The organism is Allorhizobium sp. DMC15, assembly GCF_056314065.1.
Genome location: NZ_JBQUZB010000001.1, coordinates 433,395 through 457,287 on the forward strand (window position 1 = coordinate 433,395; position 23,893 = coordinate 457,287).

Sequence of the window (23,893 nt, forward strand, 5' to 3'; positions counted from 1 at the left end):
AAACTCATGGCATCCCCGAAGCATTTCCTCGATCTCTCCGCCGTTTCAGCGCAGGACCTGCGTCACATGCTGGACGACGCGCGCAGCCGCAAGCAGGCGACCAAGGCCGGCAACGCCGACAAGCCGCTTGCCGGCAAGATGCTGGCGATGATCTTCGAGAAGCCATCCACCCGTACCCGCGTGTCCTTCGATGTCGGCATGCGTCAGTTGGGTGGCGAGACACTGTTCCTGTCGGGTACCGAAATGCAGCTCGGCCGCGCCGAAACCATCGGCGATACCGCCAAGGTGCTTTCGCGCTATGTCGATGCGATCATGATCCGCACCACGGACCATTCACGTTTGCTGGAACTGGCCGAGCATGCGACCGTGCCGGTTATCAATGCGCTTACCGACCTCACCCACCCCTGCCAGATCATGGCAGACATTCTGACGGTCGAGGAACATCGTGGCCCGATCGCCGGCAAGACGCTCGCCTGGACGGGTGACGGCAACAATGTCCTGCATTCGCTGGTCGAGGGCTCTGCTCGCTTCGGTTACAAGATGAACATGGCCGTGCCGCTGGGCTCCGAGCCTGATGACAAGATTCTCAACTGGGCTCGCAACAATGGCGGCGAGATCATGCTCTGCCATGATGCCGACCGTGCCGTTGCCGGCGCCGACGCGGTGATCACGGACACCTGGGTGTCGATGAACCAGGAGCACAAGGCGCGCGGGCACAACGTCTTTCAGCCGTTCCAGGTCAATGCCGAGTTGATGAAGAAGGCCAAGGACGAGGCGCTCTTCCTCCACTGCCTGCCGGCCCATCGCGGCGAAGAAGTAACGGACGAGGTGATCGACGGCGCCCAGTCGGTGGTCTTCGACGAGGCGGAAAATCGCCTCCACGCGCAGAAGTCCATTCTCGCCTGGTGCCTCGGCGCCATCTGAGGCGCGGGGCAAGCGGGCAGGGCGATGTCTTGACCTTTGGCGCAGGTGATCCCATCTGTGCGCTTTCTGATCGGGCTGCTCAGGCCCTGCGAGTGGGCGTTCCTACGCCAGGAGTACATTCATGTCGAATAGACAAGCAGAACTCGGCGAATTCGGTTTCGCCGGTGACGATAGCGTGGTGCCTTTTCAGGTCGAAGGGCTCGACGTGCGTGGTCGCGCCGTCCAGCTCGGGCCGCTGATCAACACCATTCTCGACCGCCACGCCTATCCGCAGCCGGTCGCGCGTCTGCTTGCGGAAGCCATTGTGCTGACCGTCCTGATCGGCACCTCGCTGAAGTTCGAGGGCAAGTTCACGGTACAGACCAAGGGAGATGGTCCGGTCGACCTGCTGGTTGCCGATTTCACCACGCCGGAAAACGTCCGCGCCTATGCCCGCTTCGACGAACAGGCGCTGGCCGACGCCGTTGCCGCCGGCCGCTCGTCGCCGGAACAGTTGCTGGGCACCGGCGTGCTCGCCTTCACCATCGATCAGGGCTCCTTCATGCAGCCTTATCAGGGCATCGTGCCGCTCGACGGAACGTCGTTGGAGGATATTGCCGGCGTCTATTTCCGTCAGTCGGAGCAGATCCCGACGCGGGTGCGCCTGGGGGCTGCCGAACTCTTTGACCGCGACGAGAACGGCAAACCGCGCCGGACCTGGCGCGCCGGTGGCCTGATCGCGCAGTTCCTGCCGGAAGCGCCGGAACGCATGCGGCATCCGGATTTGCATGGCGGGGACGGTGACGACCGCGACGCCGAACTGCATGGCGACGAGGCCTGGGAAGAAGCGCGCATGCTGGTCGACACGATTGATGCCGACGAGCTGACCGATCCGCAGGTGGGTGTTGAACGCTTGCTGTTCCGGCTGTTCCACGAACGCGGTGTGCGCGCCTTCCCTGCGCAGGCGGTGCTGGATCGCTGCAATTGCTCGCGTGACAAGATCAAGGGTGTGCTGCAGGGCTTCTCAGCCGAGGAGATCGACTCCAGCACAGAGGACGGTCGGGTCACCGTCACCTGCGAGTTCTGCTCGACCAGCTACCACTACGCGCCGGACGAGTTCACGCCGGTGTAATGTGGTTCCCCGCAGCCGGCGCATTCGCGCCGCTGCCGCTTGTCCTCGGCATGCCGTGTGCCGGGGATATCGGGCCATTCATGTATTCTAAATAGGCTTCCCTTACTCTGTCTTCAGACCTGGTTTGAGGATGACGATGGGATTGCATGCTCGTAAATCTCCGGCGAAAGGCGCACTGACCGCGCCCGCTGACCCGGTCGAACCTGCGGCCATCTGGACACCCGCCGTCCTGCTGAACAGCCTGAAGAGCCAGTATCATGCCTGGACCAGCGCTACCCGCCGTCGGGCCATGGCGGATGCATACCGCCCGATCGTGCGGGGTTTCCTGCTGCCGGGCTGTGCCTATTATCTCTTCGTTACCTGGGGGCATTGGGGAGACGAAACAGGGATCCACCTGCTGATCCTTGGCGGATTGAGCCTCGCAACGGCGATTGCCTATGCAGTGTTCCGCTGGGTTCTTCTCCCGGCCGGTCGCACACCGCTTGCGCGGCTTGAAGCTGTCGGTCTCGCGACGAACGCCCTGATGTACGGCAATGTCGTGGCCTACATGCTGCTGCACTTCGAAGAGCAGAAGCTGATCTATTTCGTGCTGATGGCCGTTGTCTTCTCGACGACCGGGGTTACGTTGCGGGCAACGCTCGCAAGCGTCGTCGTCTCCATCGCCAGCATGTTCTGGTTTGCCCAGAAAGCGTCGCCAGAGATTGCCTACCAGTTCACCTTTATCGGCGTCGCGACATCCTTTGCCTCGCTCGGCATGGCGACCCTTCTGCGCAAGGCAATCCTGCGCCAGATCGACGCCCGCCTCTTTGCCGACCAGCTGGCGGCCCTCGACAGCCTGACCGGGATCGCCAACCGTCGCTCGATCTTTGCCCGCATCGATACGCTTGTCCAAGGAAAGACGCCGTTTTGGCTCGGGATCCTCGATCTGGACGGCTTCAAGTCGATCAACGACATCTATGGTCATGCGGTCGGAGACCGTGTGCTGTGCGAGGTGGTGGATCGGCTCGGCGATCGCAGCGGTCACGACATCCAGTTCGGTCGTATCGGGGGCGACGAGTTCGCCGTCCTCGTTATCGGCAGCCGTGAAGCGACCGATGTGGAGACGCTCGGCAATGCTCTGATCGCCGACATCAGCCGTCCTTACGAGATGCAACCGCTGCAACTGACCCTTGGCGGTACCATTGGTTTCGCCCGCTTCCCGACCATGGGTACGACCGCTCGCGAGATCTACGAGAAGGCCGATTTCGCCCTTTACCGAGGCAAGCAGTTCGCCCGGGGGCATACGGTGCTCTTCACCGATGACCAGGACACGGAAATGCGGGAGTCCCTCGCCCTTGAGCGGGCTCTGCGCGAAGCCAATCTGGAGCAAGAACTCTATCTCTTGTTCCAGCCGCAATTCGATCTTACCCGCAAGAAGGTCGTGAGCTTCGAAGCGCTCGCCCGCTGGCAAAGTCCAACACTGGGTCTCGTCCGCCCGGATCGCTTCATCCGGGCCGCGGAGCGGGCGGGTCTCATCCAGAACGTGACGCGGGTGCTGTTTGGCAAGGCGCTCGACGCTGTCGATCTGTGGCCCGACGAGATCACCATCTCCTTCAATCTCTCGGCCCAGGATCTGGCGGATCGTGCCTTCATCTTCTCGCTCGTCGCCCAGGTGGCTGCGCGTGGGATCGTCCCGGCTCGGTTGGAGCTCGAGATCACCGAAACGGCCGTAATGAAGGACATCGACGCAGCCCGCGTGCTGCTCGAGGATCTATCTGCGCTTGGCTTCAAGATTGCGCTTGATGATTTTGGGTCCGGCTATTCGAGTTTCGAATATCTGGACCAGTTGCCCCTCGACAAGGTGAAGATCGACAAGAGCTTCGTGCGAAAGGTTGCCCAGAGCGCCACCTCCCGCGAGATCGTGGCTGGCATCATCACCCTGTGCCGCAATCTCGATCTGAGATGCGTGTTGGAAGGTGTCGAAACCGAAGAGGAGATGCGGACGCTGACGCCTCTCTCGCCGCAACTGATACAGGGATATTTGTTCGGCACGCCGATGACGCAGCGCGACGTGTTCAGCCTGCTTCTTGCGGCCGATCAAGCCGGCGATGCCGCGACGGTCGCCTGACCGGCGGTCTGGTCGGACTTGCCTTCGCGGTTCCCAGGGGGTAGGAAGCCTGCATCCACTTGGACCCGGTGAAAATCCGGGTGGCTCTTCTGGCCGCCGATCCGCCAGACAACCTCAGCAACGCAACCCTCTCCCTGTCGGGCTTGTCCCGGCCCGTTGTCCTATTCTGTGGTTATTCATGACATCTTTTATCGCTTACCGTCGCGAGTGGTCCGCCAACCCTTTGCGTGAAATGCTTGCCGGTGCTGTCGCGACTTTCGCCCTCATTCCCGAGGTGATTGCCTTCTCCTTCGTCGCGGGCGTCGACCCGGAGGTCGGCCTCGCCGCCTCCTTCGTGATCGGCATCGTGATTGCCTTTACCGGCGGTCGCCCGGCGATGATTTCGGCAGCCGCAGGCTCTGTCGCGCTCGTCGTGGCGCCATTGGTGGCCGCGCACGGACTTCCCTATCTGCTGGCCGCGGGCCTGCTGGCTGGCCTGATCCAGATTGCCTTTGGCATCCTGAGGCTCGGGGTCCTCATGCGGTTTGTGTCGAATTCGGTCCGCACCGGCTTCGTCAACGCGCTCGCGATCCTGATCTTTGCAGCACAGCTGCCGCATATCCTGCATGGCGGCTGGCTGAACTATGCCATGATCGCAGCGGGTCTCGCAATCATCTACCTCGTACCGCGGCTCACCAGGGCGATCCCGTCGCCGCTGTTTTGCATTCTGCTGCTGACGATCGGCGCGTCGACGTTGAACCTGCCGGTGCTGACGGTTGCGGATCTCGGTCACCTGCCGGAATCGCTGCCGACCTTCTCCTGGCCTGCCGTTCCGCTGACGCTGGAAACGTTCCGGATCATTGCTGGCCCTGCACTGGCAATCGCGATGGTAGGCTTGCTGGAATCCATGATGACGGCGAGTGTTGTCGACGACCTCACGGATACCCCAAGCTCGAAGGACCGCGAGTCGGCGGGCCTTGGTCTCGCCAACGTCGCCGCCAGTCTCTTTGGCGGCATTGCCGGTTGCGGCATGATCGGTCAGACGGTGAGCAATGTGAAATATGGTGGACGGGGGCGTCTGTCGACCTTGTTTGCAGGCGCATTGCTGCTTGTTCTGATGGTGCTGCTGAAGCCATGGGTCTCACAGGTGCCTGTCGCGGCTCTCGTCGCGATCATGATCATGGTGTCGGTGGATACCTTCGACTGGTCCTCGCTGCGCAGCCTGGTCGTTCATCCCAAAATGTCGAGCGCCGTGATGGTGGCAACGGTACTCGTGACCGTCTTCACCGCCAATCTGGCATTGGGCGTGGCGGTCGGCGTGCTTCTGAGCGGTGTCTTCTTCACCTTCAAGGTTGCGCGTCTGCTGGCGGTCGACAGGGTCGTCGACACCGCTGCGGGCATCCTCACCTACCGGGTGTCCGGACAGGTCTTCTTCGCCTCCGCCGATCTCTTCGTCGATGCCTTTGACATCAGAGAGGCGGAGAACCTGCGCGTGGTGATCGATCTTACCCACGCGCATTTGTGGGATATCACAGCCGTCGCTGCACTGGACAAGGTTACCCAGCGCTTCCGTGCCCATGCCATTCCGGTTGACGTACTGGGGCTGAACCACGCCAGCGCCACCCTGCTCGACCGGCTCGGATCCTCGGGTGAACCCGATCTCGCCTGACGGATGACGCAATGTGAAGCGGCCACCGCGTGCGGCGGCATGCGCCTCCGGAGGAGCGGTCGGACCGTCGGGCTCTCAGGTCTCGCCGATCACTTCTTGTTCGGCCAGTGCCGTTTTGACGGCGAGATCCGCCATGCGGAGGATCGCCTCACGGGTGGAAGCTGCGGCGATGAAGCGTCCGTTGTGGCAGAAGGTGGCGCCCTTGACGCCGCAGACGGCTTCGAGGTCGCCGTTGCTGAGCCCTGCCCAGGCGGCCGGCAGATCGGCCCGCAGTTCGAACCCTTCCTCCGCCTGCCGGATGCCGGTGATGCACCAATCGCGATCGCGAGGGTGAACGACAAACAGAAGATGGTCCGCACCCGCTTTCACGATCGCCGGGCGGAACGGCATCCCATAAGGCAGTTCCAGGACCCGGCGGTCGCCGGTCTCGGCGATTGCGGCGGTCACGAGCGCCTCAGCCCGAGATTTTGCGGCCCGCTGCGCGATGCCCGCTTCGACCAGGCTACGCGCAATGGCAAGGGCAGCCTGGAACCCCCGATCTTCGGCGTCGGCATCTTTCTCGTCGAAGACTGGCTTCAAGGTCTCGAGCAGGCTCGGCAGCGTCAACCCGGCAAGCGGCCCTGCGCTGGCGGGATTCAGCGCCCCATTGTCCATGAGGTCGATCGGCAGGACGAATTTCCGGTCGAAGTCGCCATGCACCACCTCGATATCGGCTTCCGGCACGCCCAGCGCGGCAAGATAGGCGCGGCCATGGTGCTTCCAGACCAGTCCGAACGAGCTGTAGGGCTGGCCGTCTTCGCGCAGCGGCGCGCCTCGCTGGTGATGATCGAAGATCTGCGCCTGCGGATCGTAGAGCCCGCCAACGTCGTAGATGATCCGGTCCGACCCGGGCGTGATCCATTCCGCCGCCCGGCTGCGCACGATGCGCGCCTCGGGAAACAGCCGTGTGAGGATGACGCTGGAAAGGAGTTCGTCGGCATGGAAGCCACCATTGTGGGTGACAAGAAAGTCGGGCTTCATGCCTTAGTTTACCTTTCGCTGATCATCGCGGATGCCCCGTTCTGATAGCGTCAGGAGAGACTGAACTCAACCCGTCCTAGTTCAGCGTTCGGTGCATGCCCGGACTGTCCAGTGAGAAAGCAGGGATATCGACGTCGAAGGTCTCGCCGTCGTCCGTCTCCATGCGATAGCTGCCATACATCATGCCCGATGGCGTATCGAGCGGGCAGCCGGAGGAATATTCGTAGCTGTCGCCGGGATCGAGCCGCGGCTGCTCTCCGACAACGCCGGGGCCGCTGACCTCGTCGACCTGACCATTCTGGTCGGTGATGTGCCAGTAGCGATGGGTGAGCCGGACAGTCGAACGCGAATGATTGGAGATAACGATCCGGTAACCCCAGACATAGCGGCTGTCATCGGGGTCGGACTGTTCCTCGAGATAGTAAGGTTCGACCCGAACCTCGATGTCCCGTGTCAGTGCGCGATACATGCCTGGGCCCTGCGAAATCTGCCTGCGTTCATGACGACATGAAACTCCGACGACGACAATACGCGCCGAAGCGTCAAGTGTAACTATAGCATGGGATAACGTCGCAACTGTGTGCGTCAAGGCCGGTTGGCCAGCCGCAGTCCAAGCTGCGGCTGAATATTTTTGGATTTCGACGAAGTTCGCCGAGTGTCAAAGCGCTTTCAGCGCTCGACCGAAGTCTTCCAGCAGGTCCGCCGTGTCTTCGATGCCGCAGGACAGACGCACCGTTCCACCGGAGATCCCGAGCTCTGCACGGGCCTCATCGGTCAGGTTCTTGTGCGTGGTCGTCGCCGGATGGGTGATCAGGCTCTTGGCATCGCCGAGATTGTTGGAAATCTTGATGATCTCGAGCGCATTCTGCAGCTTGAAGGCCGCTTCCTTGCCACCCTTCAGCTCGAAGCACACAAGCGTCGAGCCGCCGGTCATCTGCTTGGCGATGATATCGGCCTGCGGATGGTCCTTGCGGCCGGGATAGATGACCTTGGCAACCGCGCCCTGCTCGGCCAGGAAATCGGCAATCGCGGCGGCATTCGCCGTCTGCTGCTTGACCCGCAGCGGCAGGGTTTCGATGCCCTTCAACAGCGTCCAGGCATTGAACGGCGACATGGCAGGGCCGGTGTGGCGGAAATAATCGTGCAGATTCTCGTCGATCCATTCCTTCGACGACAAGACGATGCCGCCGAGGCAGCGGCCCTGGCCGTCGATATGCTTGGTCGCGGAGTAGACGACGACATGGGCGCCGAGGTCCAGCGGCTTCTGGAAGAGGGGCGTCGCAAAGACATTGTCGACGATCAGCTTGGCGCCGACCTGATTGGCGAGTTTCGCCACGCCGGCAATGTCGACAACTTCGAGCGTCGGATTGGTCGGGCTTTCCAGGAACATCACCTTGGTGTTCGGCCGGATGGCGGCTTCCCAGTTGGCGAGATCACGGCCGTCGACCAGCGTGCATTCGACGCCGTAGCGCGGCGCGAGCGTCTCGACGACATAGCGGCAGGAGCCGAACAGGGCACGAGCGGCAACGATATGATCGCCGGCCTTCACCTGGCAGAGCACGGCGGCCGCGACGGCGGCCATTCCGGACGCCATGGCACGGGCATCTTCGGCACCTTCCAGAAGGCACATGCGCTTCTCGAACATGTCGTTCGTCGGGCTGCCATAGCGGGCGTAGATATAGCCGTCATTCTCACCCTTGAAGCGGGCTTCCGCCGCTTCCGAGCTGTCATAGACGAAACCCTGGGTCAGGAAGATTGCCTCGGAGGTTTCGCCGAAGGGAGACCGCAGCGTGCCGCCATGGACGAGTTGGGTTGCCGGGCGCCAGTTCTTGCTCATGCCGTTGCCTTTTCGAACACAAAAAAACCGGTCGCGAAAAACGGACCGGTTTACAAGTAACCCGGTCTATTTAGCCACTTGTTTAACGTGGCTGCAAGCCGACCGGCCAAATCACCACGGGATAAGGCTGCCTTACGCCTTCGCGGGCCTTGCGTCAATTGGCGGGCTTTGGTTTTGTCGAGCCCAAACAGGATAGAGAAAATGACCAGTAAACCCGGCATTCTGGCGGACCGCGCCATCGGCGCCTTGTTCGGCCAGGGACGGCTGATCAGCGAAGCCATGCTCGACCACGACCAGATCCAGCCGGCGAGCCTGGATCTGCGGTTGGGCGGCAAGGCGATCCGCGTGCGCGCGAGCTTCATGCCGGGCCGGGGACACACCGTGGCCGAGAAGCTCGAGCGGCTGACCCTGCACGAGATCGACCTGGAAAACGGCGCGGTGCTCGAGACCGGTTGCGTCTACATCGTGCCGCTGATGGAAAGCCTGGACCTGCCGGCCGAGATCTCGGCGTCAGCGAACCCGAAGAGCTCCACCGGCCGTCTCGACATCTTCACCCGCGTGATGGTCGATTACGCGCAGGAATTCGACAAGGTGCCGGCCGGCTATAAGGGAAAGCTCTATCTGGAGATTTCCCCGCGCACCTTCCCGATCATCGTGCGGCGTGGCTCGCGCCTGTCGCAGATCCGCTTCCGCGTCGGTCATGCGCTGCTGGCAGAAGCCGAACTTTTCGACCTGCACAAGGCCGAAACGCTGGTCGCGAGCGACATGCCCAACGTCTCCGGCGGCGGCATCGCGCTGTCGATCGATCTCAAGGGGTCCGGACCCGATGGCCTCATCGGCTATCGCGGCAAACACCACACATCCGTCATCGACGTCGACCGCAAGGGCGCCCACGATGTGCTGGATTTCTGGGAACCGCTCCACAGCCGCGGCCGCGACGAACTGATCCTCGACCCGGATGAATTCTACATCCTCGTCTCGAACGAAGCCGTGCACGTGCCGCCGCTCTATGCCGCCGAAATGACGCCCTATGATCCGCTCGTCGGAGAATTCCGCGTCCACTACGCCGGCTTCTTCGACCCCGGCTTCGGCCATGCCCCGGCCGGTGGCTCCGGCAGCCGTGCTGTGCTGGAGGTTCGCAGTCACGAAGTGCCCTTCATCCTCGAACACGGCCAGGTCATCGGCCGCCTGGTCTACGAGCACATGCAGGAACGCCCCGAAGGCCTCTACGGCACGGGCCTCGGCTCCAACTACCAGGCGCAGGGGTTGAAACTCTCCAAGCATTTCCGCCTGCCGGAGTAACAAAGGCACCGGCAAACCCAGCCGCCGCCGCTTGACACCGGCGGCGAACTGTTGGATTCCTCTCCCCGTCGCGGGTGTAGCTCAATGGTAGAGCAGCAGCTTCCCAAGCTGAATACGAGGGTTCGATTCCCTTCACCCGCTCCAGCTGTCTCCCATGAGGATCGACTACGAGTTATGTAGCAGTCCTTTGACCGCTAGCGGAACACTCGTGGCTACGGGAATATCTTGGCAGCAGTTGTCTTGCCGAGTTCCTTGCCCTTCGCGTCCAGGGCCTTGATCGTAAAGCGGTACTTATGCGGTTGCGGAGGACACGGCCCCTTGTAACGGAAGGCGCCGTACGGGATGTCGGTCTGACCGGAATACTCCACCTTGCCGCCGCCATGGCGGAAGTCCGGTGCGTTCAAATCCGTCATCGAAAAGCTGAGCTTGGCTGTGCCAGACGGAACGCCCGACACTCGAAAAGGCGGTGACTTGCTGTCGAAGCATTTTGAGGTGGGTCCCCAATCAAAACTAGCTTTCATTTCTGCGGCCGCTGGACCAGCCAGAACGGTAGACGCAAGGACTAGGATGATAAGGCGCATGGTTTCCCCCTTTTTGCATTCCCCTGAGCCATTGTGCAGGGGCAGGGTTGAGTTCAAGCCAGTTTCAACCTTTTCTTGTTGTCCTCCGGATTTTTTCTGTCTGCCTGAGGTTACCTCTCCCCCGCAAACCGCCCAAACGCCGCCAGCAAATCCTCCAACCGCTCGGCCGTGGCCTCATCCGTCAGGTTACCCTCGGCATCGAAGAGCGTATGCGCCCGCGACACCATCAGCCGCTTCTCTGAAAACACCCGGCAGCCGAGCGTGTGCAGCACACTAAGCCAGGCATTCTGGCTGAGCAGCGTGCCGAAGTTGCCGGGTGAGGCACCCACGAGGGCGAAGGGCTTGCCGCCGAAGACTTTGGCCGTGTCGGAAGACGGGCGCGAGAGCCAGTCGATGGCGTTCTTGAAGGCGCCGGGGATGCCGTTGTTGTATTCGGGCGTGAACAGGATCACGCCGTCGGCGACGATGATCTTGTCTTTCAGCGCAGTCACAGCAGCCGGGATACCCTCGGCCTCTTCGAGATCGCCGTCATAGAGCGGAATGCCTTGAATGCCGGCCGCTTCCAGCGTGTAGCCCTCGCCCTTGATCTCTGTCGCGGCCTTGAGCAGCGCCGTGTTGAGCGAGCCCTTGCGCAGGCTTCCCGAAATGCCGAGCAGTGTCACCATGTCTTTTCCTCGTCTCGATTTGCTGTAAGGGAGGGTAGAACAGGGAGACGAGCATGACCAGCGGCCTGCACCACATCACGGCGATCACCCGCAAGATCCAGGCCAATGTCGATTTCTATTGCGGCTTTCTCGGCCTGCGTCTCGTCAAGCGCACTGGCGGTTTCGAGGATGCAGCACAGCTGCATCTCTTTTACGGCGATGCGGTCGCGAGCCCCGGCTCGCTCGTCTCCTTCCTCGCCTGGGAAGACGGGTCCCCGGGGCGTGTGGGCCATGGTGCGGCGAGTGAGATCGCCTTCGCCATCAGTCCGTCGGCAATCGGCTTCTGGCTGACCCGTGCGCTGCAGTTCGGCATCGGCACCGAAGGGCCGCTCATGGAATTTGGCGAGCCGGTGCTGCGCCTGAAAGATCCGGACGGCATCATCGTCAAGCTGGTCGGGACCGGCGCGGTTACCGGTGGCACGCCCTGGGGCCTGAGAGGTGTCGACATAGGCGACGCGATCATCGCCTTGCGGGGCGCGACGCTTCTTTCCGAGCATCCAGCCGAGACGACCGCGTTTCTGAGCCGCCACGGCGGCTTCGTGGCGGCAGACACTCAGGGCAGCATCACCAGAATGACCTCGGAGAGCGGCCAGATCATCGATGTGAGGGATGCGACCGGTTTCTGGCCGGCTGCCCCTGGGACCGGTGCCATCGACCATGTGGCGCTGCGCCTGCCGGATGTCGCCGCTGTCGACGCCGAGGTGAAGGCGCTCTCGGCCGAGGGGATCGATGCCGTCAATGTCCACGACCGCAAATACTTCTATTCCCTCTATGTCCGCGAACCGGCCGGCGGATTGATCGAACTTGCGACCGATGACGGGGAGGGCTTCTTGGTCGACGAGTCGTTGGATGAACTGGGAACCGAGCTGTTCATTCCCGACCATTTTCGTCTCCGTCGGGAGGACATCGTACCCATGCTGCCGCAGTTCGGCCTGCCGGGCGAGCCACGCATTTTGTATCGGGATCTGCCGTTCGTGCATCGCATCCACGAAGCGGATGCCCCGGACGGATCGACGCTTGTTCTGTTGCATGGCACCGGCGGCAACGAGGCGAGCCTCTTGCCCCTTGGCCGCAAGCTGCTGCCGGCCGCGACCTTGATCGGATTGCGCGGTCGGGCAACGGAGGAGGGTGTCGCCCGCTTCTTCCGCCGGTTCGGGCCGCTGCAGTTCGACCAGGCGGATATCCGTGCCGAAGCGGCTGCATTTTCCGCCTTTGTCGAGCAGGCCGTCGAGGCCTACCGCTTGCTGCCCGAGAAGACCGACTTTCTCGGCTATTCGAACGGTGCCAACCTGCTGGCGGCGGCGATCGAGCTCAATCCAGGTGTTGTCCGCCGGGCGGTCCTGTTGCGACCGATGCCGGTTCTCGATGCCGTGTCGGGCGGCGACCTCGCAGGAACCGCAGTGTTGATCGTGGCGGGTAACGACGATCCCTACCGGGAACACGCCGAGCGGCTTGCAGATCGCCTCGATGCGGCAGGCGCAGCGGTCACCTTCGCGCGCGTGGCTGCCGCTCACGATCTCTCGGAGGAAGACGAGGGACTGGCGAGAGAATTCTTGCGCTGAGCAATGGCCACCCGGCTTGGGCTGTGCGGCGTCTTGTTCCAGTAGAAGGGCCGAAGCCGAAGTTCGATCACGGCCTTCCACGCAGCAAGCGACACGCCCATCCAGTAGACCGGGACCATCGCCCATTTCCAGCCCATGCCCTTCTTCTCGCGATCGCTCATCGGCGTCGCGCCGAGCGCGAAGAACACCGCATAGCTGCCGATGATGTTGAGGATGTCGATGCCGAGCATCATGGAGGTAAACACGCCGGGCTGCGGCGCCGGTATTTGCATGAGCGACAGGATCGACAGCGTAACAAAGACCAGCATGCCGGGATGGCTCAGCGCGGCAATCAGCATGCCGCCGACAAGCAATTGCGAGACGACAAAGGAGATCCAGCCCATCTCTTGTGCCGTTCGGACGGGCTGTCGCATCATCACCAGCCAGGTCTGCAGCCAGCCTTTGTACCAGCGGGTGCGTTGTCCGACCCAAACCCGGAAGCTCACCGGCGCATCCTCGAATGTCGGCAGCGTCAGCGTTGCGGCACGGTAGCCCATTCGGTAGAGCCGCATGCCGAGATCGGCGTCCTCGGTGACATTATAGGGGTCCCAGCCGCCACTTTCGATCAGAGCGCGCGTGCGAAAATGATTGGAAGTTCCGCCAAGCGGCAGGGGCATCCGATGAAAGCCGAGCGCGGGCAGAAGGCGTCGGAACAGGGCGGAATATTCGAGCGCGAAGATCGCACTGATCCAGCTTTCGCCGGCATTCGCGATCACCAGCGGCGCCTGCAGGCAGACGAGGTCCGGCGGGCCGAGACAGAAGCTCTGATAGGCCTCCCGCAATTGCTGCGGGTGCGGCCGGTCTTCGGCATCGTAGATCGTCACGAAGCTGCCCCGCGCCCCGGCGAGCGCATAGGTCAGGGCTTTCGGTTTCGTGCGGGGAGCCATGGCGGGAACCTCGACCACCTCGACATGGGGTCCCGGTCGCGCCGCGCGGATGGCCGCCAGCGTGTCTTCGTCATCCGCTTCGCAGACCAGCTTGATGTCGAGGCGGCTTTTGGGCCAGTCGAGGGCATCGAGCGCTGCGAGCAATTGCGGGATGACGGCCGCTTCGCGATAGATCGCGACCATCACCGTATAGACCGGCAACGGTCCGGCACCGTCCTCGGATTTTATTGTCCGCGGCTGGTTCTGACCGTAAGCGACAACGAACACACGCAGGGCAAGGCCGCCGAGATGGAAGGCCGAGACGAGGAAATGGGCGAGGTCGAGACTGACATGCGGTGCCACGGTCGCGGCGATGGTCGCGACGCAAAGCAAGAGACCGGCGAGAAAACCCTGATCTCCTGTTACTACCAGGCGCGCAGAAAGCGGTTGCGCCGTGTCGAAAAGCCGGTGCACGGCGTTGTGCGCCCGTCGTGCTTCGCCGACCCGCCAGACCGCCCGCCGGATCGCCGAAGGTGTGGTGGTGACGCAGGCTTCGATGAGGCTCCCGCTGCGTTTCAGCCTTGCACCCATGCTCTCGATCTGGGTGATGGTCGGCACGATCGCCATGACCGGCGGACGATCGGGATGATGCAGCCTAAGCATGCGCGGCTCGACGAGCTGGCTGTCGATGGCGCGGTGATCGATCACGAGTTCGCTGGGAATCTCGGCCAGAAAAGGCAGGCCGTACATGCGTGCGAGGCCGCCAAAATACGCGTCCTCGTCGATTTCGCCGCTGGCCAGAAGTTCGGCTTCGATCGTCGTTCCGCGCTGCATGGCGGTGCGCGCCATGCGCGCCAGCAGCGGCTTCGAAATGCCGAGGGTGTGCAAAAGCCTGGCTTCTTCCCGAAGCGACGCCGTGGTGCCCGAACCGGGAGCGATGCTCTGGTCCGGGTCTTGTGTACTCACCGCTGGTGGTTGGCGCACGGCAATCAGCCGCGGGCCGTATTCCCTCGTCCAAACCAACCTGATAAACATCACCGGATCGCGATGACGCCCCCACTTTCCCCGGTAGAAGATGATAGAGATGCGCGCTAAAGTTTCATCCCTAGATTTTGTCGGGTTGTGGCGACGGATTCTTGTGCTCGCCTTGGTTTTACCCTTGTCGGCGACGCATGCACCGGCCCAGCAAGGGGCTGCTGGGCAGTCTGAAGATGATGCGACCTTGCACGGGCGGGCGACCGAAGACCTGCCGGTGTTGTTCGACGCCCGGGAGCGGCTTGTCCGGCCCGACATCAGCGGCATGCTGCGCCTGCGTTTCCTGACGACGACGGACTTCCCTCCGTTCAACTTTATCGATCAGGCGGACAGACTTTCAGGCTTCCATGTCGATCTCGCCCGTGCCCTGTGTGAAGAACTCGCCATGCAGACGCGCTGTCAGATTCAGGCTCTGCCGTATGAGCAACTGGCGGATGCGCTGGATGCGGGGCAGGGCGAAGCGGTCCTCGCGGGTGTGGCGGTGACGACGGAGCTGCGCGAACGGTTCCGCTTTACGAGGCCCTATCTGCTGCTGCCGGCACGGTTCCTGGTCAACCGTCAGAAGCGGCTCACCCGCGCCGATGCCGGGGCCTTGTTTGGGCGACCGGTCGGCGTGGTCGAAAACACCGCCCATGCGGCGATGATGAAGGCTTTCTTTCCGGATATCCGCCCGGTCCCCTTCAAGGATCGCGACAGCATGATGCAGGCGATGCGCGACAAGCGCATCGATGCCGTTTTTGCCGACGCGCTGCAACTCTCCTTCTGGATGCAGAGCCCGGCGGCGGGCAATTGCTGTGTCTTCCTTGACGGTGCCTATCTTTCGGAAGCCCATCTGGGAGAAGGCATGACCGTGATGGTCGCAGGCAAGGATCAAAACCTTGCTGCAGCGCTGGAAAGCGGACTGGCCGCCCTGTCGAAAAACGGCAGGCTCGAAGAAATCTATCTGCGTTATTTCCCCGCCGGACTTTATTGAGGTTCCGGACGCGAAGAACCTAGATGCGCCGGTATCGGGCCGATGCGCTGCGCTCGAGCGCGGCACAGGTGAGCTTGTCGAGCCGGAACCGGTCACGCAGCAGTTCCAGGAGACGCAGTTCTTCCCGCTTGACCGAGAGGTCGACGGCGACGATTTCGACGGCCAGCGCATAGGCCGTCTCGTGCAGCGCTTCCGGCAGCGCGTCTCGGATCGTCTCCAATGCGATCTCAAGACCCTCCGGGCCGGCCAGGATCTTGGCGCATCGCTGCGACACGTCGAGCAGGTCCTCTTTCTCGAAATCGTCGAAAACCGGCAGGATGTCGATCAACTGGCCAATGCGCACCAGTTCGGTCTCGGCCATGGCATTGTCGACCGCAGACGCCATCACCATGACGAAGATCAGGGCCTCTTGCGGGGAGACGTGGTTGGTCATGAATGTGTTGTTCCTGTTGCTGGCTTCAGTGTCTCGCGAGAGAGTAGGAAGTGCCGGGCCGCCTTTCAAGCGAAGTGACCGTCCTTTCATCACACCGGGCAGGGTGGAACGGCAGGGTCTGTGCGCGGGCAGGAGAACCTCTAGCGCACCGCCTCACCAAAAAGCCCGCGTCTTTCGGCGCGGGCGAGTTCGGTCAGTGGGGCAAGAGAGGATGAGGGCTCCGCCTCGGCCCAGCCCTGTTTGGCAAGCCAGGCGGACACGTCCTGCAATCCGATCCAGCACCGTGTGCGGATTTCGCCCTGCCAGGCGGTGCTTGAGGTTTCGCAGGCGAGCGAGCGGTTTCGGATGAACAGCCGCTGCTGTGTGCGGGCCATCACCCCGCAGGGCCAGGTGGCGTTCGTGGCATCTCGGCAGCTGCGATCAAGTTCCGTTGCCGTGATGTCGACCAGCCTCAGCGTCTGGCTTTCCCCGAACCCGATGACACCTGCCTGCAGGCTGGTCGGTCGATGCAGCAGAACCACCTTGGCCTTGGCGCGTTTCGGCGGGTCGGCAAGCGGCGCCCGCGCCTCCACCCGTTCGAGATCGCCGGTGTCGGCAAAGGCGGGCGAAGCGAATTGCTGCGGCTCGATCGCCCGCACCTGGCGCCGGGGTTTGAGATCAGCCGTCTCTGTCGGGGGCGCTGCCGGGACCCCAGGCGCAGCACTGACATCCGGCAAGTCGAGTTCTGCGGGATCCGGCACGTCGAGATCCTGCATGTCGTAATCGACCGGATCCTCGCGAAAGCTCTGGCCGGCGGTGACCACCAGGAAGCCCCAGAGAAGGAGCCCGGCCACGCCCGCGATCAAGGTGAGGGTGCGTCGCATAGGTCGCAATTCCTACTGGCTTGCCCAGATGATCCGCGCCACCCATTCCACGTCGCTCATCTCGAGACTGCGCGGCGGATGTTCGGGATTGAGGGACTGCAACTCGATTGTCTTGGCGCCCTGGCGTGCAAGGATCTTGGCCATGACCTCGCCCTCGCGCGTCTTCACCACGACACGGTCGCCGCGCCTGACCTGTGCGCCCGGCTCGACGATCAGGATATCGCCGTCCCGGTAGAGCGGCTTCATGCTCTCACCCTGGACTTCGAGCGCATAGACACCGTTGTTGCGGCCGGGTGCAGCCGGAAACTCGACGAGATCCCACCCCTGGCCGGCAGGAAAGCCGCCGTCATCAAAAAAGCCGCCAGCACCGGCCTGTGCCATGCCGAGCAAGGGAATCGAGCTTGCCTGGGGCGGAAAGGAGCCTTCGGGAATCTGGCGCGTCCGCAGGCCTTCCGGGGACACGTAGCGCATGAATTGGTCGAGGCTGGCGCCGGTTGCCTCCAGCACCTTCGAGATGGACTCGGTCGACGGCCAGCGCATCCGCCCGTCCGCCCCGACGCGCTTGGATTTGTTGAAGGAGGTGGGGTCGAGACCGGCACGACGCGCGAGACCGGACGGCGTCAGCGCGTGCTGCTCCGCCAGCCTGTCAATCGCGGCCCATATGCTGTCATGCGAAAGCATCTTCGCGCCCCACCCGGCGCCGGAAGGTCGAATGATCCTAACCGGCAATCGCAAGAACAATACTGGAGCAGGGCCTGCGAGTAAAGCAAAAAGGAATAAAATCCTCGGGTCGAATCCGGATCAAGCCACCATGGCCATGTTGATCTTGCCGAGCTGGATCACGGCCTGGGTCCGGCTGTCCACCTTGAGCTTCAACAGGATCGCGGACACATGCGCCTTGATGGTCGCCTCCGAGACGCCGAGCTCATAGGCGATCTGCTTATTGAGCAGCCCCTCGCCCAGCATGCCGAGCACGCGGCTCTGCTGCGGCGTGAGCGTGCGCAGACGGTTGATCAGATCGGCGACGTCGGGGTCGGTCTCCTGCCCGCCGGCATAACTGGCCGGGGTGGCAATATCCCCCTCCAGCACGGACTGGATGCTGGCGCGGATATCCTCGATCCCGGCCGATTTCGAGATGAAACCGGACGCGCCGAGTTCGAGTGCCCGTCGGATGGTGACGGGATCGTCGGTGGCCGAGACGATGACCAGCGGCAGGCTGGCGAATTCGGCCCTGAGCGACATCAGCCCGGAAAAGCCGGAAACGCCGGGCATGGCGAGATCGAGCAGCATCAGATCCGCGTCCGGATGGCTTGCCGCCGCCTTGCGCGCGGCCTCGAAATCGCCGGCCTCGATGATGGTCTGGGTGCCGTCGATACCGGTGACCGCCTGGCGCAGCGCACCACGGAACAGCGGATGATCGTCGGCGATGATGAAGGTCGATGCAGCCATGTCAAAGCCCCCTCCCAAGAGCGATGTCATTTGCGCGTGATCGCGTTCTTATCTTTTAGCGCTTGCTGCGCCACTAGACAATGGTTGTAGGCAAGGGCTGTTCACGGAATACGCTCACGCATGGGCGACGCGTCACGTTCGGTCGGGCAGAGGCTTTGCCTCTTCGCTGCGAAACTCCTGCACGAGGTTGAAGAAGGCGCGCATGAAGCGCTCCATGATGCCGATCGAACGGTCGATTTCGGCATCGCTCGGAAGAGGTTCGCCGGTGGCTCGAGGAGCGGAGGCGAGTTGTCGTTCGAGCGCGGTTACGCGCTGTTCCAGCCGGGCGAGATCGGCATCATAGGCCGCCCGCTCGTCGGCGCCCATCCGGCAGGTGAGCGTGCCCTCGGTTTCGGTGCAGAGCGTCACGGCACCGGTCTGGCGATCGAGCCTGACAAAGCCGCTCTCGGATCTCTCCAGTGTATAGCGATCGGTTCCGCCATCCTGTGCGATGGCGAACGACGTCGACACGGCGAAAGCGAGAACGGCTGTGGCGAGCGGCAGGCCCAGGAACTTGGAAAAACGCATCGTCTCCTCCTTTTGCTCCGAATGACGGACGCCCTGGCGTGGACATTTGCGGCGGTTTGCGGCAAACCGCAGCCCGATGCCTGATCATCAGCGAGGAACCGGGCCGTGGTGAAGACCATATACAAGATTGTGCCGCGAGAATTATGGCAAAACGCGCGAAAGACGGGCGTTTTCCAGGGGGCGCCGATCGATCGCAAGGACGGCTACATTCATTTTTCGACGGGCGCCCAGGCTGTCGAGACGGCGCGGCTGCATTTTTCCGGCGAAGCCGACCTGCTGCTGGTGGCGGTCGACGCGACCGTCTTTGGCGAAACGTTGAAATGGGAGCCGTCGCGGGGCGGCGATCTCTTCCCGCATCTGTTCGCCGATCTGCCGCTCGATGCCGTGCTCTGGGAAAAGCCGCTGCCGCTCGGGTCCGACGGCGCCCATGTCTTCCCAGCTGAATTCCAGGAGGCGTGATCATGCCCGATCTTTTTTCGCTCGGCCGGCGCGGCCTGTTTCTCTTCGATGCGGAAACGGCCCATGGCCTGTCGATCGCGGCGCTGAAATCGGGCCTTGTGCCGGCCTGCCGTTCGAACGCTGATCCACGTCTGATCCAGACGGTGGCGGGCATACGGTTCGAAAATCCGCTCGGCATGGCCGCCGGCTATGACAAGAATGCGGAAGTGCCGGATGCCCTGCTGGCGCTCGGCTTTGGTTTCGCCGAAGTCGGTACGTTGACGCCGAAGGCGCAGGCCGGCAATCCGAAGCCGCGGATCTTCCGGCTGGAGCGCGATCGCGCGGTGATCAACCGCCTCGGCTTCAACAATGGCGGCCATGAAGCGGCGCTCTCACGCCTCGCCGCACGTGGCAGCCGGCCCGGCATCGTCGGCGTCAATATTGGCGCCAACAAGGATGCGACCGACCGGATCGCCGATTATGTCGCCGGCATCCGCCGCTTCTATTATGTCGCGGGCTATTTTACCGCCAACATTTCCTCGCCCAACACGCCCGGCCTCCGCGACCTGCAGGCCAAGGAAAGCCTTGATGCGCTTCTGTCGGCCGTTCTCGCCGCTCGCTCGGAAGAGGCGATCCGCGCCGGCAAGCGCCTGCCGGTGTTTCTGAAGATCGCCCCCGATCTGACCGAAGAAGGCATGGACGACATTGCCGAGGTGGCGCTTGCCCATGATCTTGACGGCCTGATCGTCTCCAACACGACCTTGTCACGCGACGGCCTGTCGGACCGCACGCATGCGGCCGAAGCCGGCGGCCTCTCGGGCGCGCCGCTCTTCGACAAGTCCACGGCCGTCCTCGCCCGCATGCGCAAGCGCGTCGGTCCCAACCTGCCGATCATCGGGGTAGGCGGTGTCTCGTCGGCCGAAACGGCGCTCGAGAAGATCCGTGCCGGTGCCGATCTCGTCCAGCTCTATTCCTGCATGGTCTATGAAGGGCCGGCGTTGCCTGGGCGCATCTTGCGAGGCCTGTCGTCCCTGCTTGACCGCGAGGGAGTGTCGAATATCCGTGAGCTACGCGACAGCAGACTGGATCACTGGCTGACGGCAAAGGTCTGATCCGTCTTTGCCTTCAAGCGTGACAGGAGCAGCAGGCCGCGCAACGCCAGGAACACGTTGAGCGCGATCCACAGGCCGTGATTGCCGAGAGGCGGTACGAGGGCGGCCACGCTTGCGAGATAGCCGAGAAGCGCCAGGATCATCATGTTGCGCATCTCCGACGACCAGGTGGCGCCGATGAAGACGCCGTCCATCTGGAAGGCGAGCGCGCCGGTCAGGGCGGTTAGGGCCGCATAGGGCAGATAGTTTTCGGCGAGCGCCCGGACATCGCCAGCCGTCGTGATGAAACCGATGATCGCGTTCCCGAAGGCGAGGAAGAAGAACACGCTGGCAACTGCGAGGCCGAAGGACCAGAGGCCCGTGAGCTGGACCGCCTTGACGAAGGCTTTGCGCTGGCGCGCCCCGACCGCCTCGCCGACGATCTGCTCTGCGGCTGTCGCCATGCCGTCGAGATAAAAGCTCGCGATCATGAAGAAGTTCATCAACACGGCGTTGGCGGCGAGCGTGATAGCACCGAAACCGGAGCCGATGCGGGTCATCACGGTGAAGGCGGTGATCAGCGAGAAGGTGCGGATGAGGATGTCCCGGTTGAGCCGGAAGAGCGCCATGAGCTTGGCGCCATCGGTTAGCATCGACATGCGCGGAAAGGCTGCGGCACCGTAACGCCAGAAGACGAAGCCGAGGCCCGCAAGCAAGGCGACCGTTTCCCCGATGACTGTGCCCCAGGCGACCCCGGCAATGCCGTAGCCGAAGGTAATGCCGAGCAGGATCGACATGGCGATGTTGACGCCGTTGAGCAGGAGCTGAAGCGCAAGTCCGACCGATCCCAGTCCCCGTCCGAGGACGAAACCGAGCAGCGTGAAATTGCACAGCGTGACGGGCGCGGCGAGAATGCGGATGCCGATATAGGTGGCTGCGGCCGTCTGGACGTCGCCGCTGGCGCCCATCAGGACAGGCCCTGCATGGATGATCAACGGCGCCATCAGCAGGATCAGCAGACCGAAGCCAACGGACAGCGCGATGGAGCGCCAGAACACCGCAAAAAGTTCATCGGTTTCCCCGCGCCCCTGCGCCTGGGCCACCAGGGCCGTGGTCGAGGCGCGCAAAAAATTGAGGCTGGCGAAGAGCAGGTCGAAGAGAGCGGCGGCGATGGCAAGGCCGGCCAGCGCTTCGGCCGACCCGGAGCGCCCGACGACAGCAGTATCGGTCAGGCCGAGCAGCGGCGTCGTGACGAAGCCGAGAGTCATCGGCACCGCGATCGCCAGCACGCTCCGGTGGGAAACCTCGATGTGACGGGATGGAATGGAGGGATGGCTCATCGAATGCTCCGGCAGGGACCGGAGCGGGGAATCACTCAGGCCGAGAGCACCATGGCCCAATAAGGCCGGTTACCGGAAGAGGCATCCCAGGCGACCGCAACGCCGAGCCCGTTGAACTTGCCGAGCATGTTGTCGAGATGGCGCTTGGAATCGATCCAGGCCTGCACCGCGCGCTGGACCGTATCCTGGCCCGTCGCGATGTTCTCGGCAGCGGGCAGGGGCACACTATGCCCCTTCATGCGGGCCGCAAAACTGTCGTTGAAACCGATCAGGTGAGACATTTGCCCGGCGCGGGCCATGCGTTTTGCCTGGGCAACCGCAGCGGCTTCGGCCTGCGGGTTGCGGCTGAGCGCCGAAAGCCCGCGAGACTGGCGAAGTGTGTTGACCATGGCGAGCGCTGCCTCCGTCTCCACCCGCGACTGGCCGTCGGTTGGGGATAGGACGTCGGTCGTGCGGCATCCGGCCATGGCAGCGGCAAGGCCACCTGCGGACAGAAGAAGCAGCCGCCGGCGCGGCAGGGAGGGCATTGTCATCGGCGATCAGTTCCGCGAGGCGAACAGGCGCAGAATGATGAAGGCCGGGATGACCACCGTCGCACCGATCAGGAAATACTGTCCGACGCGCCCCAAGGCATCGAAACCGGTATGCCAGAGATCGATGATGAAATAGCGGATGCCGTTGATCAGATCCATCGGCTCCAGACCGAAGACGGCCATGACGAAGCCGACGATCAGCGAGACGACGATCAGCTTGACCAGCGTTCTGCCGGGTGTGTCGCCGAGAAATCGATTGATGCCGTCTGCCATGCCTGTCTCCTGTTGATACCGAGAGATATGGGCGCACCGCCCTGTCCGCGCAAGCCGCCGGATGCGGTCCTGCCGATAGGACTTGAGTTTTTTCCGCCGATCGGTCAAGACCGCGCGCCTTGCCGTTTCGGGAAAGGCACTGAGGAACGGGCCGATGCATCCCACGCAATTCTCATCCGGCGACGTGATCGCCGATCGCCGCGCCGACTACGCCCGCATGCTTGCCGACAATGGCGAACATGAGGCGGCCGTCGAACTGATGGAGCAGGCCCTCGAACTGGCCCCCGACTGGCCGGCGGGTCTCGTGCGTCTCGCCGATTATGCGGAGAAGGTGGGCGCGAAGGACAAGGCCGTGGCGGCGCTGCGCAAGGTGCTGGAGCGGGATGCCGAGGACCTTTTTGGCGCGCGGCTGAAGCTCGCTCTTCTCGGAGCCGAAGACGTTCCGGACGCGCCGCCAAGCGCCTATGTCGAAGCCTTGTTCGATGACTACGCCGATCGTTTCGACAAGGCACTGGTCGAGCGGCTCGATTATACGGTGCCGGCCAAGCTTGCCGCCCTGGTGACCGAGCATCATCCGGAAAGATTTGCAACCACCGTCGACCTCGGCTGCGGCACGGGTCTGTTCGGCGCCGAAATCCGGCAGCGTACGGACAGGCTGGAAGGCTTCGATCTCTCGCTCAACATGCTGGCCAAGGCCGGAGAGAAAAAGCTCTACGATCTCCTGGCAAAGGCGGATCTGTCTCTGGATGCGGCAGCATCGGGCCTGTTCGTCGGAGGGCTTCGGGAGGCGCGTGCCGGTCTCGTTTCGGCTGCCGATGTGCTGATGTATCTCGGCGATCTCGGCAATGCCTTTATGCTTGCAGCGGCACTCGCCGAGCCTGACGCATTGTTTGCATTTTCCGTCGAGGATGCGGGTGACGGAGAGGGGTTCCAGCTCGCGCCGAGCCTCCGTTACGCCCACACCGAGCCGCATGTGCGGACGCGTCTTTCCGAAAACGGCTTTGACCTTCTGAAACTGCGGCGGACGACCATTCGCATGGATGCCGGCAAACCGGTCTCCGGCATCCTGTTTCTTGCGTCGAGAAGGCCCTGAAAAGCAGCATTCTTGCGATTTGATCGTTAGGTCAGGTTTCCTGACCCATCGCTCTTGCGAAGCTGGGATTCTCGCGTAGCATTTGCACTCGGGAGGCCTCGTTT

At 62.9% G+C, this 23,893-nt stretch carries 24 protein-coding genes, 1 tRNA gene, 1 riboswitch and 1 other annotated feature; of the genes, 11 read left to right on the top strand and 14 right to left on the bottom strand.

Annotation, left to right across the window (positions count from 1 at the left end):
• Positions 1-6: 6 nt before the first annotated feature.
• From argF to ACT53S_RS02145, 4 genes are all read left to right on the top strand, one after another.
• Positions 7-924 (top strand): ornithine carbamoyltransferase, encoded by a 918-nt coding sequence (gene argF / locus ACT53S_RS02130; protein ID WP_113377070.1) that lies wholly within the window; start codon positions 7-9, stop codon positions 922-924.
• Positions 925-1,045: 121 nt separating this feature from the next.
• Positions 1,046-2,035, top strand: a complete 990-nt coding sequence (locus tag ACT53S_RS02135) for an Hsp33 family molecular chaperone (protein WP_476065760.1) — start codon at positions 1,046-1,048, stop codon at positions 2,033-2,035.
• A gap of 136 nt (positions 2,036-2,171) precedes the next feature.
• On the top strand, positions 2,172-4,142 hold the full coding sequence (locus ACT53S_RS02140; RefSeq protein ID WP_476065761.1) for a putative bifunctional diguanylate cyclase/phosphodiesterase: 1,971 nt from the start codon (positions 2,172-2,174) through the stop codon (positions 4,140-4,142).
• Positions 4,143-4,200: 58 nt separating this feature from the next.
• Positions 4,201-4,256, top strand: a sequence feature (sul1 is cis-regulatory element that is thought to sense ions involved in sulfur or methionine metabolism; They are found in Alphaproteobacteria).
• A 64-nt stretch (positions 4,257-4,320) separates the two neighbouring features.
• Entirely contained in the window at positions 4,321-5,790 is a 1,470-nt protein-coding gene (locus ACT53S_RS02145; protein WP_476065762.1) for a SulP family inorganic anion transporter, read from the top strand.
• Between the two features lie 75 nt (positions 5,791-5,865).
• On the opposite strand, the gene ACT53S_RS02150 is transcribed toward ACT53S_RS02145, so the two are convergent.
• The 3 genes from ACT53S_RS02150 to ACT53S_RS02160 form a co-directional block, all read right to left on the bottom strand.
• Positions 5,866-6,810 carry an MYG1 family protein gene (locus ACT53S_RS02150; protein WP_476065763.1) on the bottom strand — a complete coding sequence of 315 codons (945 nt, stop codon included), beginning with the start codon at positions 6,808-6,810 and terminating at the stop codon, positions 5,866-5,868.
• A 76-nt stretch (positions 6,811-6,886) separates the two neighbouring features.
• Complete coding sequence (apaG, locus tag ACT53S_RS02155; RefSeq protein WP_113377074.1) at positions 6,887-7,279, bottom strand: Co2+/Mg2+ efflux protein ApaG; 393 nt, start codon at positions 7,277-7,279, stop codon at positions 6,887-6,889.
• Positions 7,280-7,468: 189 nt separating this feature from the next.
• Positions 7,469-8,647: an O-succinylhomoserine sulfhydrylase gene (locus ACT53S_RS02160; protein ID WP_476065764.1), complete on the bottom strand. Its 1,179-nt coding sequence runs from the start codon at positions 8,645-8,647 to the stop codon at positions 7,469-7,471.
• 49 nt (positions 8,648-8,696) lie between these two features.
• A riboswitch (SAM riboswitch) is annotated at positions 8,697-8,775 on the bottom strand.
• 73 nt (positions 8,776-8,848) lie between these two features.
• On the opposite strand from ACT53S_RS02160, the gene ACT53S_RS02165 reads away from it, so the two are divergent.
• The gene (locus ACT53S_RS02165) at positions 8,849-9,949 is read left to right on the top strand and encodes a 2'-deoxycytidine 5'-triphosphate deaminase (RefSeq protein WP_476065765.1); all 1,101 of its coding nucleotides are present in this window, start codon (positions 8,849-8,851) and stop codon (positions 9,947-9,949) included.
• 70 nt (positions 9,950-10,019) lie between these two features.
• Positions 10,020-10,093, top strand: a tRNA-Gly gene (locus ACT53S_RS02170).
• Positions 10,094-10,161: 68 nt separating this feature from the next.
• Here the strand turns inward: ACT53S_RS02170 and ACT53S_RS02175 are convergent.
• Together ACT53S_RS02175 and ACT53S_RS02180 are read right to left on the bottom strand one after the other, a co-directional pair.
• On the bottom strand, positions 10,162-10,530 hold the full coding sequence (locus ACT53S_RS02175; protein WP_476065766.1) for a YbhB/YbcL family Raf kinase inhibitor-like protein: 369 nt from the start codon (positions 10,528-10,530) through the stop codon (positions 10,162-10,164).
• Positions 10,531-10,640: 110 nt separating this feature from the next.
• Positions 10,641-11,195 (bottom strand): NADPH-dependent FMN reductase, encoded by a 555-nt coding sequence (locus ACT53S_RS02180; protein WP_476065767.1) that lies wholly within the window; start codon positions 11,193-11,195, stop codon positions 10,641-10,643.
• Positions 11,196-11,248: 53 nt separating this feature from the next.
• Here ACT53S_RS02180 and ACT53S_RS02185 point away from each other — a divergent pair, with 53 nt between their 5' ends.
• Entirely contained in the window at positions 11,249-12,796 is a 1,548-nt protein-coding gene (locus tag ACT53S_RS02185) for a VOC family protein (RefSeq protein ID WP_476065768.1), read from the top strand.
• On the opposite strand, the gene ACT53S_RS02190 is transcribed toward ACT53S_RS02185, so the two are convergent.
• A complete protein-coding gene (locus tag ACT53S_RS02190) occupies positions 12,745-14,667 on the bottom strand; it encodes a glycosyltransferase family 2 protein (protein WP_476065769.1) in 1,923 nt (640 codons plus the stop codon). The genes ACT53S_RS02185 and ACT53S_RS02190 overlap by 52 nt on opposite strands.
• A gap of 118 nt (positions 14,668-14,785) precedes the next feature.
• On the opposite strand from ACT53S_RS02190, the gene ACT53S_RS02195 reads away from it, so the two are divergent.
• Positions 14,786-15,709, top strand: a complete 924-nt coding sequence (locus tag ACT53S_RS02195; RefSeq protein WP_476065770.1) for a transporter substrate-binding domain-containing protein — start codon at positions 14,786-14,788, stop codon at positions 15,707-15,709.
• 19 nt (positions 15,710-15,728) lie between these two features.
• Here the strand turns inward: ACT53S_RS02195 and ACT53S_RS02200 are convergent, their stop codons facing one another.
• The 5 genes from ACT53S_RS02200 to ACT53S_RS02220 form a co-directional block, all read right to left on the bottom strand.
• Positions 15,729-16,142, bottom strand: coding sequence for a tellurite resistance TerB family protein (locus ACT53S_RS02200; RefSeq protein ID WP_113377081.1), 414 nt, complete (start codon positions 16,140-16,142; stop codon positions 15,729-15,731).
• Between the two features lie 140 nt (positions 16,143-16,282).
• Positions 16,283-17,005: a thermonuclease family protein gene (locus ACT53S_RS02205; RefSeq protein WP_476065771.1), complete on the bottom strand. Its 723-nt coding sequence runs from the start codon at positions 17,003-17,005 to the stop codon at positions 16,283-16,285.
• A gap of 12 nt (positions 17,006-17,017) precedes the next feature.
• Positions 17,018-17,686 (bottom strand): S24 family peptidase, encoded by a 669-nt coding sequence (locus ACT53S_RS02210; RefSeq protein WP_476065772.1) that lies wholly within the window; start codon positions 17,684-17,686, stop codon positions 17,018-17,020.
• A 120-nt stretch (positions 17,687-17,806) separates the two neighbouring features.
• Positions 17,807-18,454, bottom strand: coding sequence for a response regulator transcription factor (locus ACT53S_RS02215; RefSeq protein WP_113377084.1), 648 nt, complete (start codon positions 18,452-18,454; stop codon positions 17,807-17,809).
• Between the two features lie 132 nt (positions 18,455-18,586).
• Positions 18,587-19,021, bottom strand: coding sequence for a hypothetical protein (locus tag ACT53S_RS02220; protein WP_476065773.1), 435 nt, complete (start codon positions 19,019-19,021; stop codon positions 18,587-18,589).
• Between the two features lie 105 nt (positions 19,022-19,126).
• Between ACT53S_RS02220 and ACT53S_RS02225 the strand changes: the two genes are divergently transcribed.
• On the top strand, positions 19,127-19,480 hold the full coding sequence (locus ACT53S_RS02225; protein WP_476065774.1) for a DUF952 domain-containing protein: 354 nt from the start codon (positions 19,127-19,129) through the stop codon (positions 19,478-19,480).
• 2 nt (positions 19,481-19,482) lie between these two features.
• Positions 19,483-20,571 (top strand): quinone-dependent dihydroorotate dehydrogenase, encoded by a 1,089-nt coding sequence (locus ACT53S_RS02230; protein ID WP_476065775.1) that lies wholly within the window; start codon positions 19,483-19,485, stop codon positions 20,569-20,571.
• Here the strand turns inward: ACT53S_RS02230 and ACT53S_RS02235 are convergent.
• The 3 genes from ACT53S_RS02235 to ACT53S_RS02245 are packed head-to-tail and all read right to left on the bottom strand — an operon-like array spanning position 20,547 to position 22,696.
• Positions 20,547-21,890: an MATE family efflux transporter gene (locus ACT53S_RS02235; protein ID WP_476065776.1), complete on the bottom strand. Its 1,344-nt coding sequence runs from the start codon at positions 21,888-21,890 to the stop codon at positions 20,547-20,549. The two genes, ACT53S_RS02230 and ACT53S_RS02235, sit on opposite strands and share 25 nt — an antisense overlap.
• 35 nt (positions 21,891-21,925) lie before the next feature.
• A complete protein-coding gene (locus tag ACT53S_RS02240; RefSeq protein WP_142073650.1) occupies positions 21,926-22,423 on the bottom strand; it encodes a CAP domain-containing protein in 498 nt (165 codons plus the stop codon).
• Positions 22,424-22,429: 6 nt separating this feature from the next.
• A complete protein-coding gene (locus ACT53S_RS02245) occupies positions 22,430-22,696 on the bottom strand; it encodes a DUF6460 domain-containing protein (protein WP_113377089.1) in 267 nt (88 codons plus the stop codon).
• Between the two features lie 154 nt (positions 22,697-22,850).
• On the opposite strand from ACT53S_RS02245, the gene ACT53S_RS02250 reads away from it, so the two are divergent.
• Positions 22,851-23,789: a methyltransferase domain-containing protein gene (locus tag ACT53S_RS02250; RefSeq protein ID WP_476065777.1), complete on the top strand. Its 939-nt coding sequence runs from the start codon at positions 22,851-22,853 to the stop codon at positions 23,787-23,789.
• Positions 23,790-23,893: the final 104 nt, after the last annotated feature.

Coding starts and splice junctions, on each gene's coding strand:
- apaG (WP_113377074.1), bottom strand. CDS start 7,279: ATGTATCGCGCACTGACACGGGACATCGAGGTTCGGGTCGAACCTTAC.
- ACT53S_RS02145 (WP_476065762.1), top strand. CDS start 4,321: ATGACATCTTTTATCGCTTACCGTCGCGAGTGGTCCGCCAACCCTTTG.
- ACT53S_RS02165 (WP_476065765.1), top strand. CDS start 8,849: ATGACCAGTAAACCCGGCATTCTGGCGGACCGCGCCATCGGCGCCTTG.
- ACT53S_RS02185 (WP_476065768.1), top strand. CDS start 11,249: ATGACCAGCGGCCTGCACCACATCACGGCGATCACCCGCAAGATCCAG.
- argF (WP_113377070.1), top strand. CDS start 7: ATGGCATCCCCGAAGCATTTCCTCGATCTCTCCGCCGTTTCAGCGCAG.
- ACT53S_RS02135 (WP_476065760.1), top strand. CDS start 1,046: ATGTCGAATAGACAAGCAGAACTCGGCGAATTCGGTTTCGCCGGTGAC.
- ACT53S_RS02175 (WP_476065766.1), bottom strand. CDS start 10,530: ATGCGCCTTATCATCCTAGTCCTTGCGTCTACCGTTCTGGCTGGTCCA.
- ACT53S_RS02210 (WP_476065772.1), bottom strand. CDS start 17,686: ATGCTTTCGCATGACAGCATATGGGCCGCGATTGACAGGCTGGCGGAG.
- ACT53S_RS02160 (WP_476065764.1), bottom strand. CDS start 8,647: ATGAGCAAGAACTGGCGCCCGGCAACCCAACTCGTCCATGGCGGCACG.
- ACT53S_RS02250 (WP_476065777.1), top strand. CDS start 22,851: ATGCATCCCACGCAATTCTCATCCGGCGACGTGATCGCCGATCGCCGC.
- ACT53S_RS02230 (WP_476065775.1), top strand. CDS start 19,483: ATGCCCGATCTTTTTTCGCTCGGCCGGCGCGGCCTGTTTCTCTTCGAT.
- ACT53S_RS02245 (WP_113377089.1), bottom strand. CDS start 22,696: ATGGCAGACGGCATCAATCGATTTCTCGGCGACACACCCGGCAGAACG.
- ACT53S_RS02150 (WP_476065763.1), bottom strand. CDS start 6,810: ATGAAGCCCGACTTTCTTGTCACCCACAATGGTGGCTTCCATGCCGAC.
- ACT53S_RS02180 (WP_476065767.1), bottom strand. CDS start 11,195: ATGGTGACACTGCTCGGCATTTCGGGAAGCCTGCGCAAGGGCTCGCTC.
- ACT53S_RS02215 (WP_113377084.1), bottom strand. CDS start 18,454: ATGGCTGCATCGACCTTCATCATCGCCGACGATCATCCGCTGTTCCGT.
- ACT53S_RS02220 (WP_476065773.1), bottom strand. CDS start 19,021: ATGCGTTTTTCCAAGTTCCTGGGCCTGCCGCTCGCCACAGCCGTTCTC.
- ACT53S_RS02140 (WP_476065761.1), top strand. CDS start 2,172: ATGGGATTGCATGCTCGTAAATCTCCGGCGAAAGGCGCACTGACCGCG.
- ACT53S_RS02195 (WP_476065770.1), top strand. CDS start 14,786: ATGCGCGCTAAAGTTTCATCCCTAGATTTTGTCGGGTTGTGGCGACGG.
- ACT53S_RS02240 (WP_142073650.1), bottom strand. CDS start 22,423: ATGACAATGCCCTCCCTGCCGCGCCGGCGGCTGCTTCTTCTGTCCGCA.
- ACT53S_RS02200 (WP_113377081.1), bottom strand. CDS start 16,142: ATGACCAACCACGTCTCCCCGCAAGAGGCCCTGATCTTCGTCATGGTG.
- ACT53S_RS02205 (WP_476065771.1), bottom strand. CDS start 17,005: ATGCGACGCACCCTCACCTTGATCGCGGGCGTGGCCGGGCTCCTTCTC.
- ACT53S_RS02235 (WP_476065776.1), bottom strand. CDS start 21,890: ATGAGCCATCCCTCCATTCCATCCCGTCACATCGAGGTTTCCCACCGG.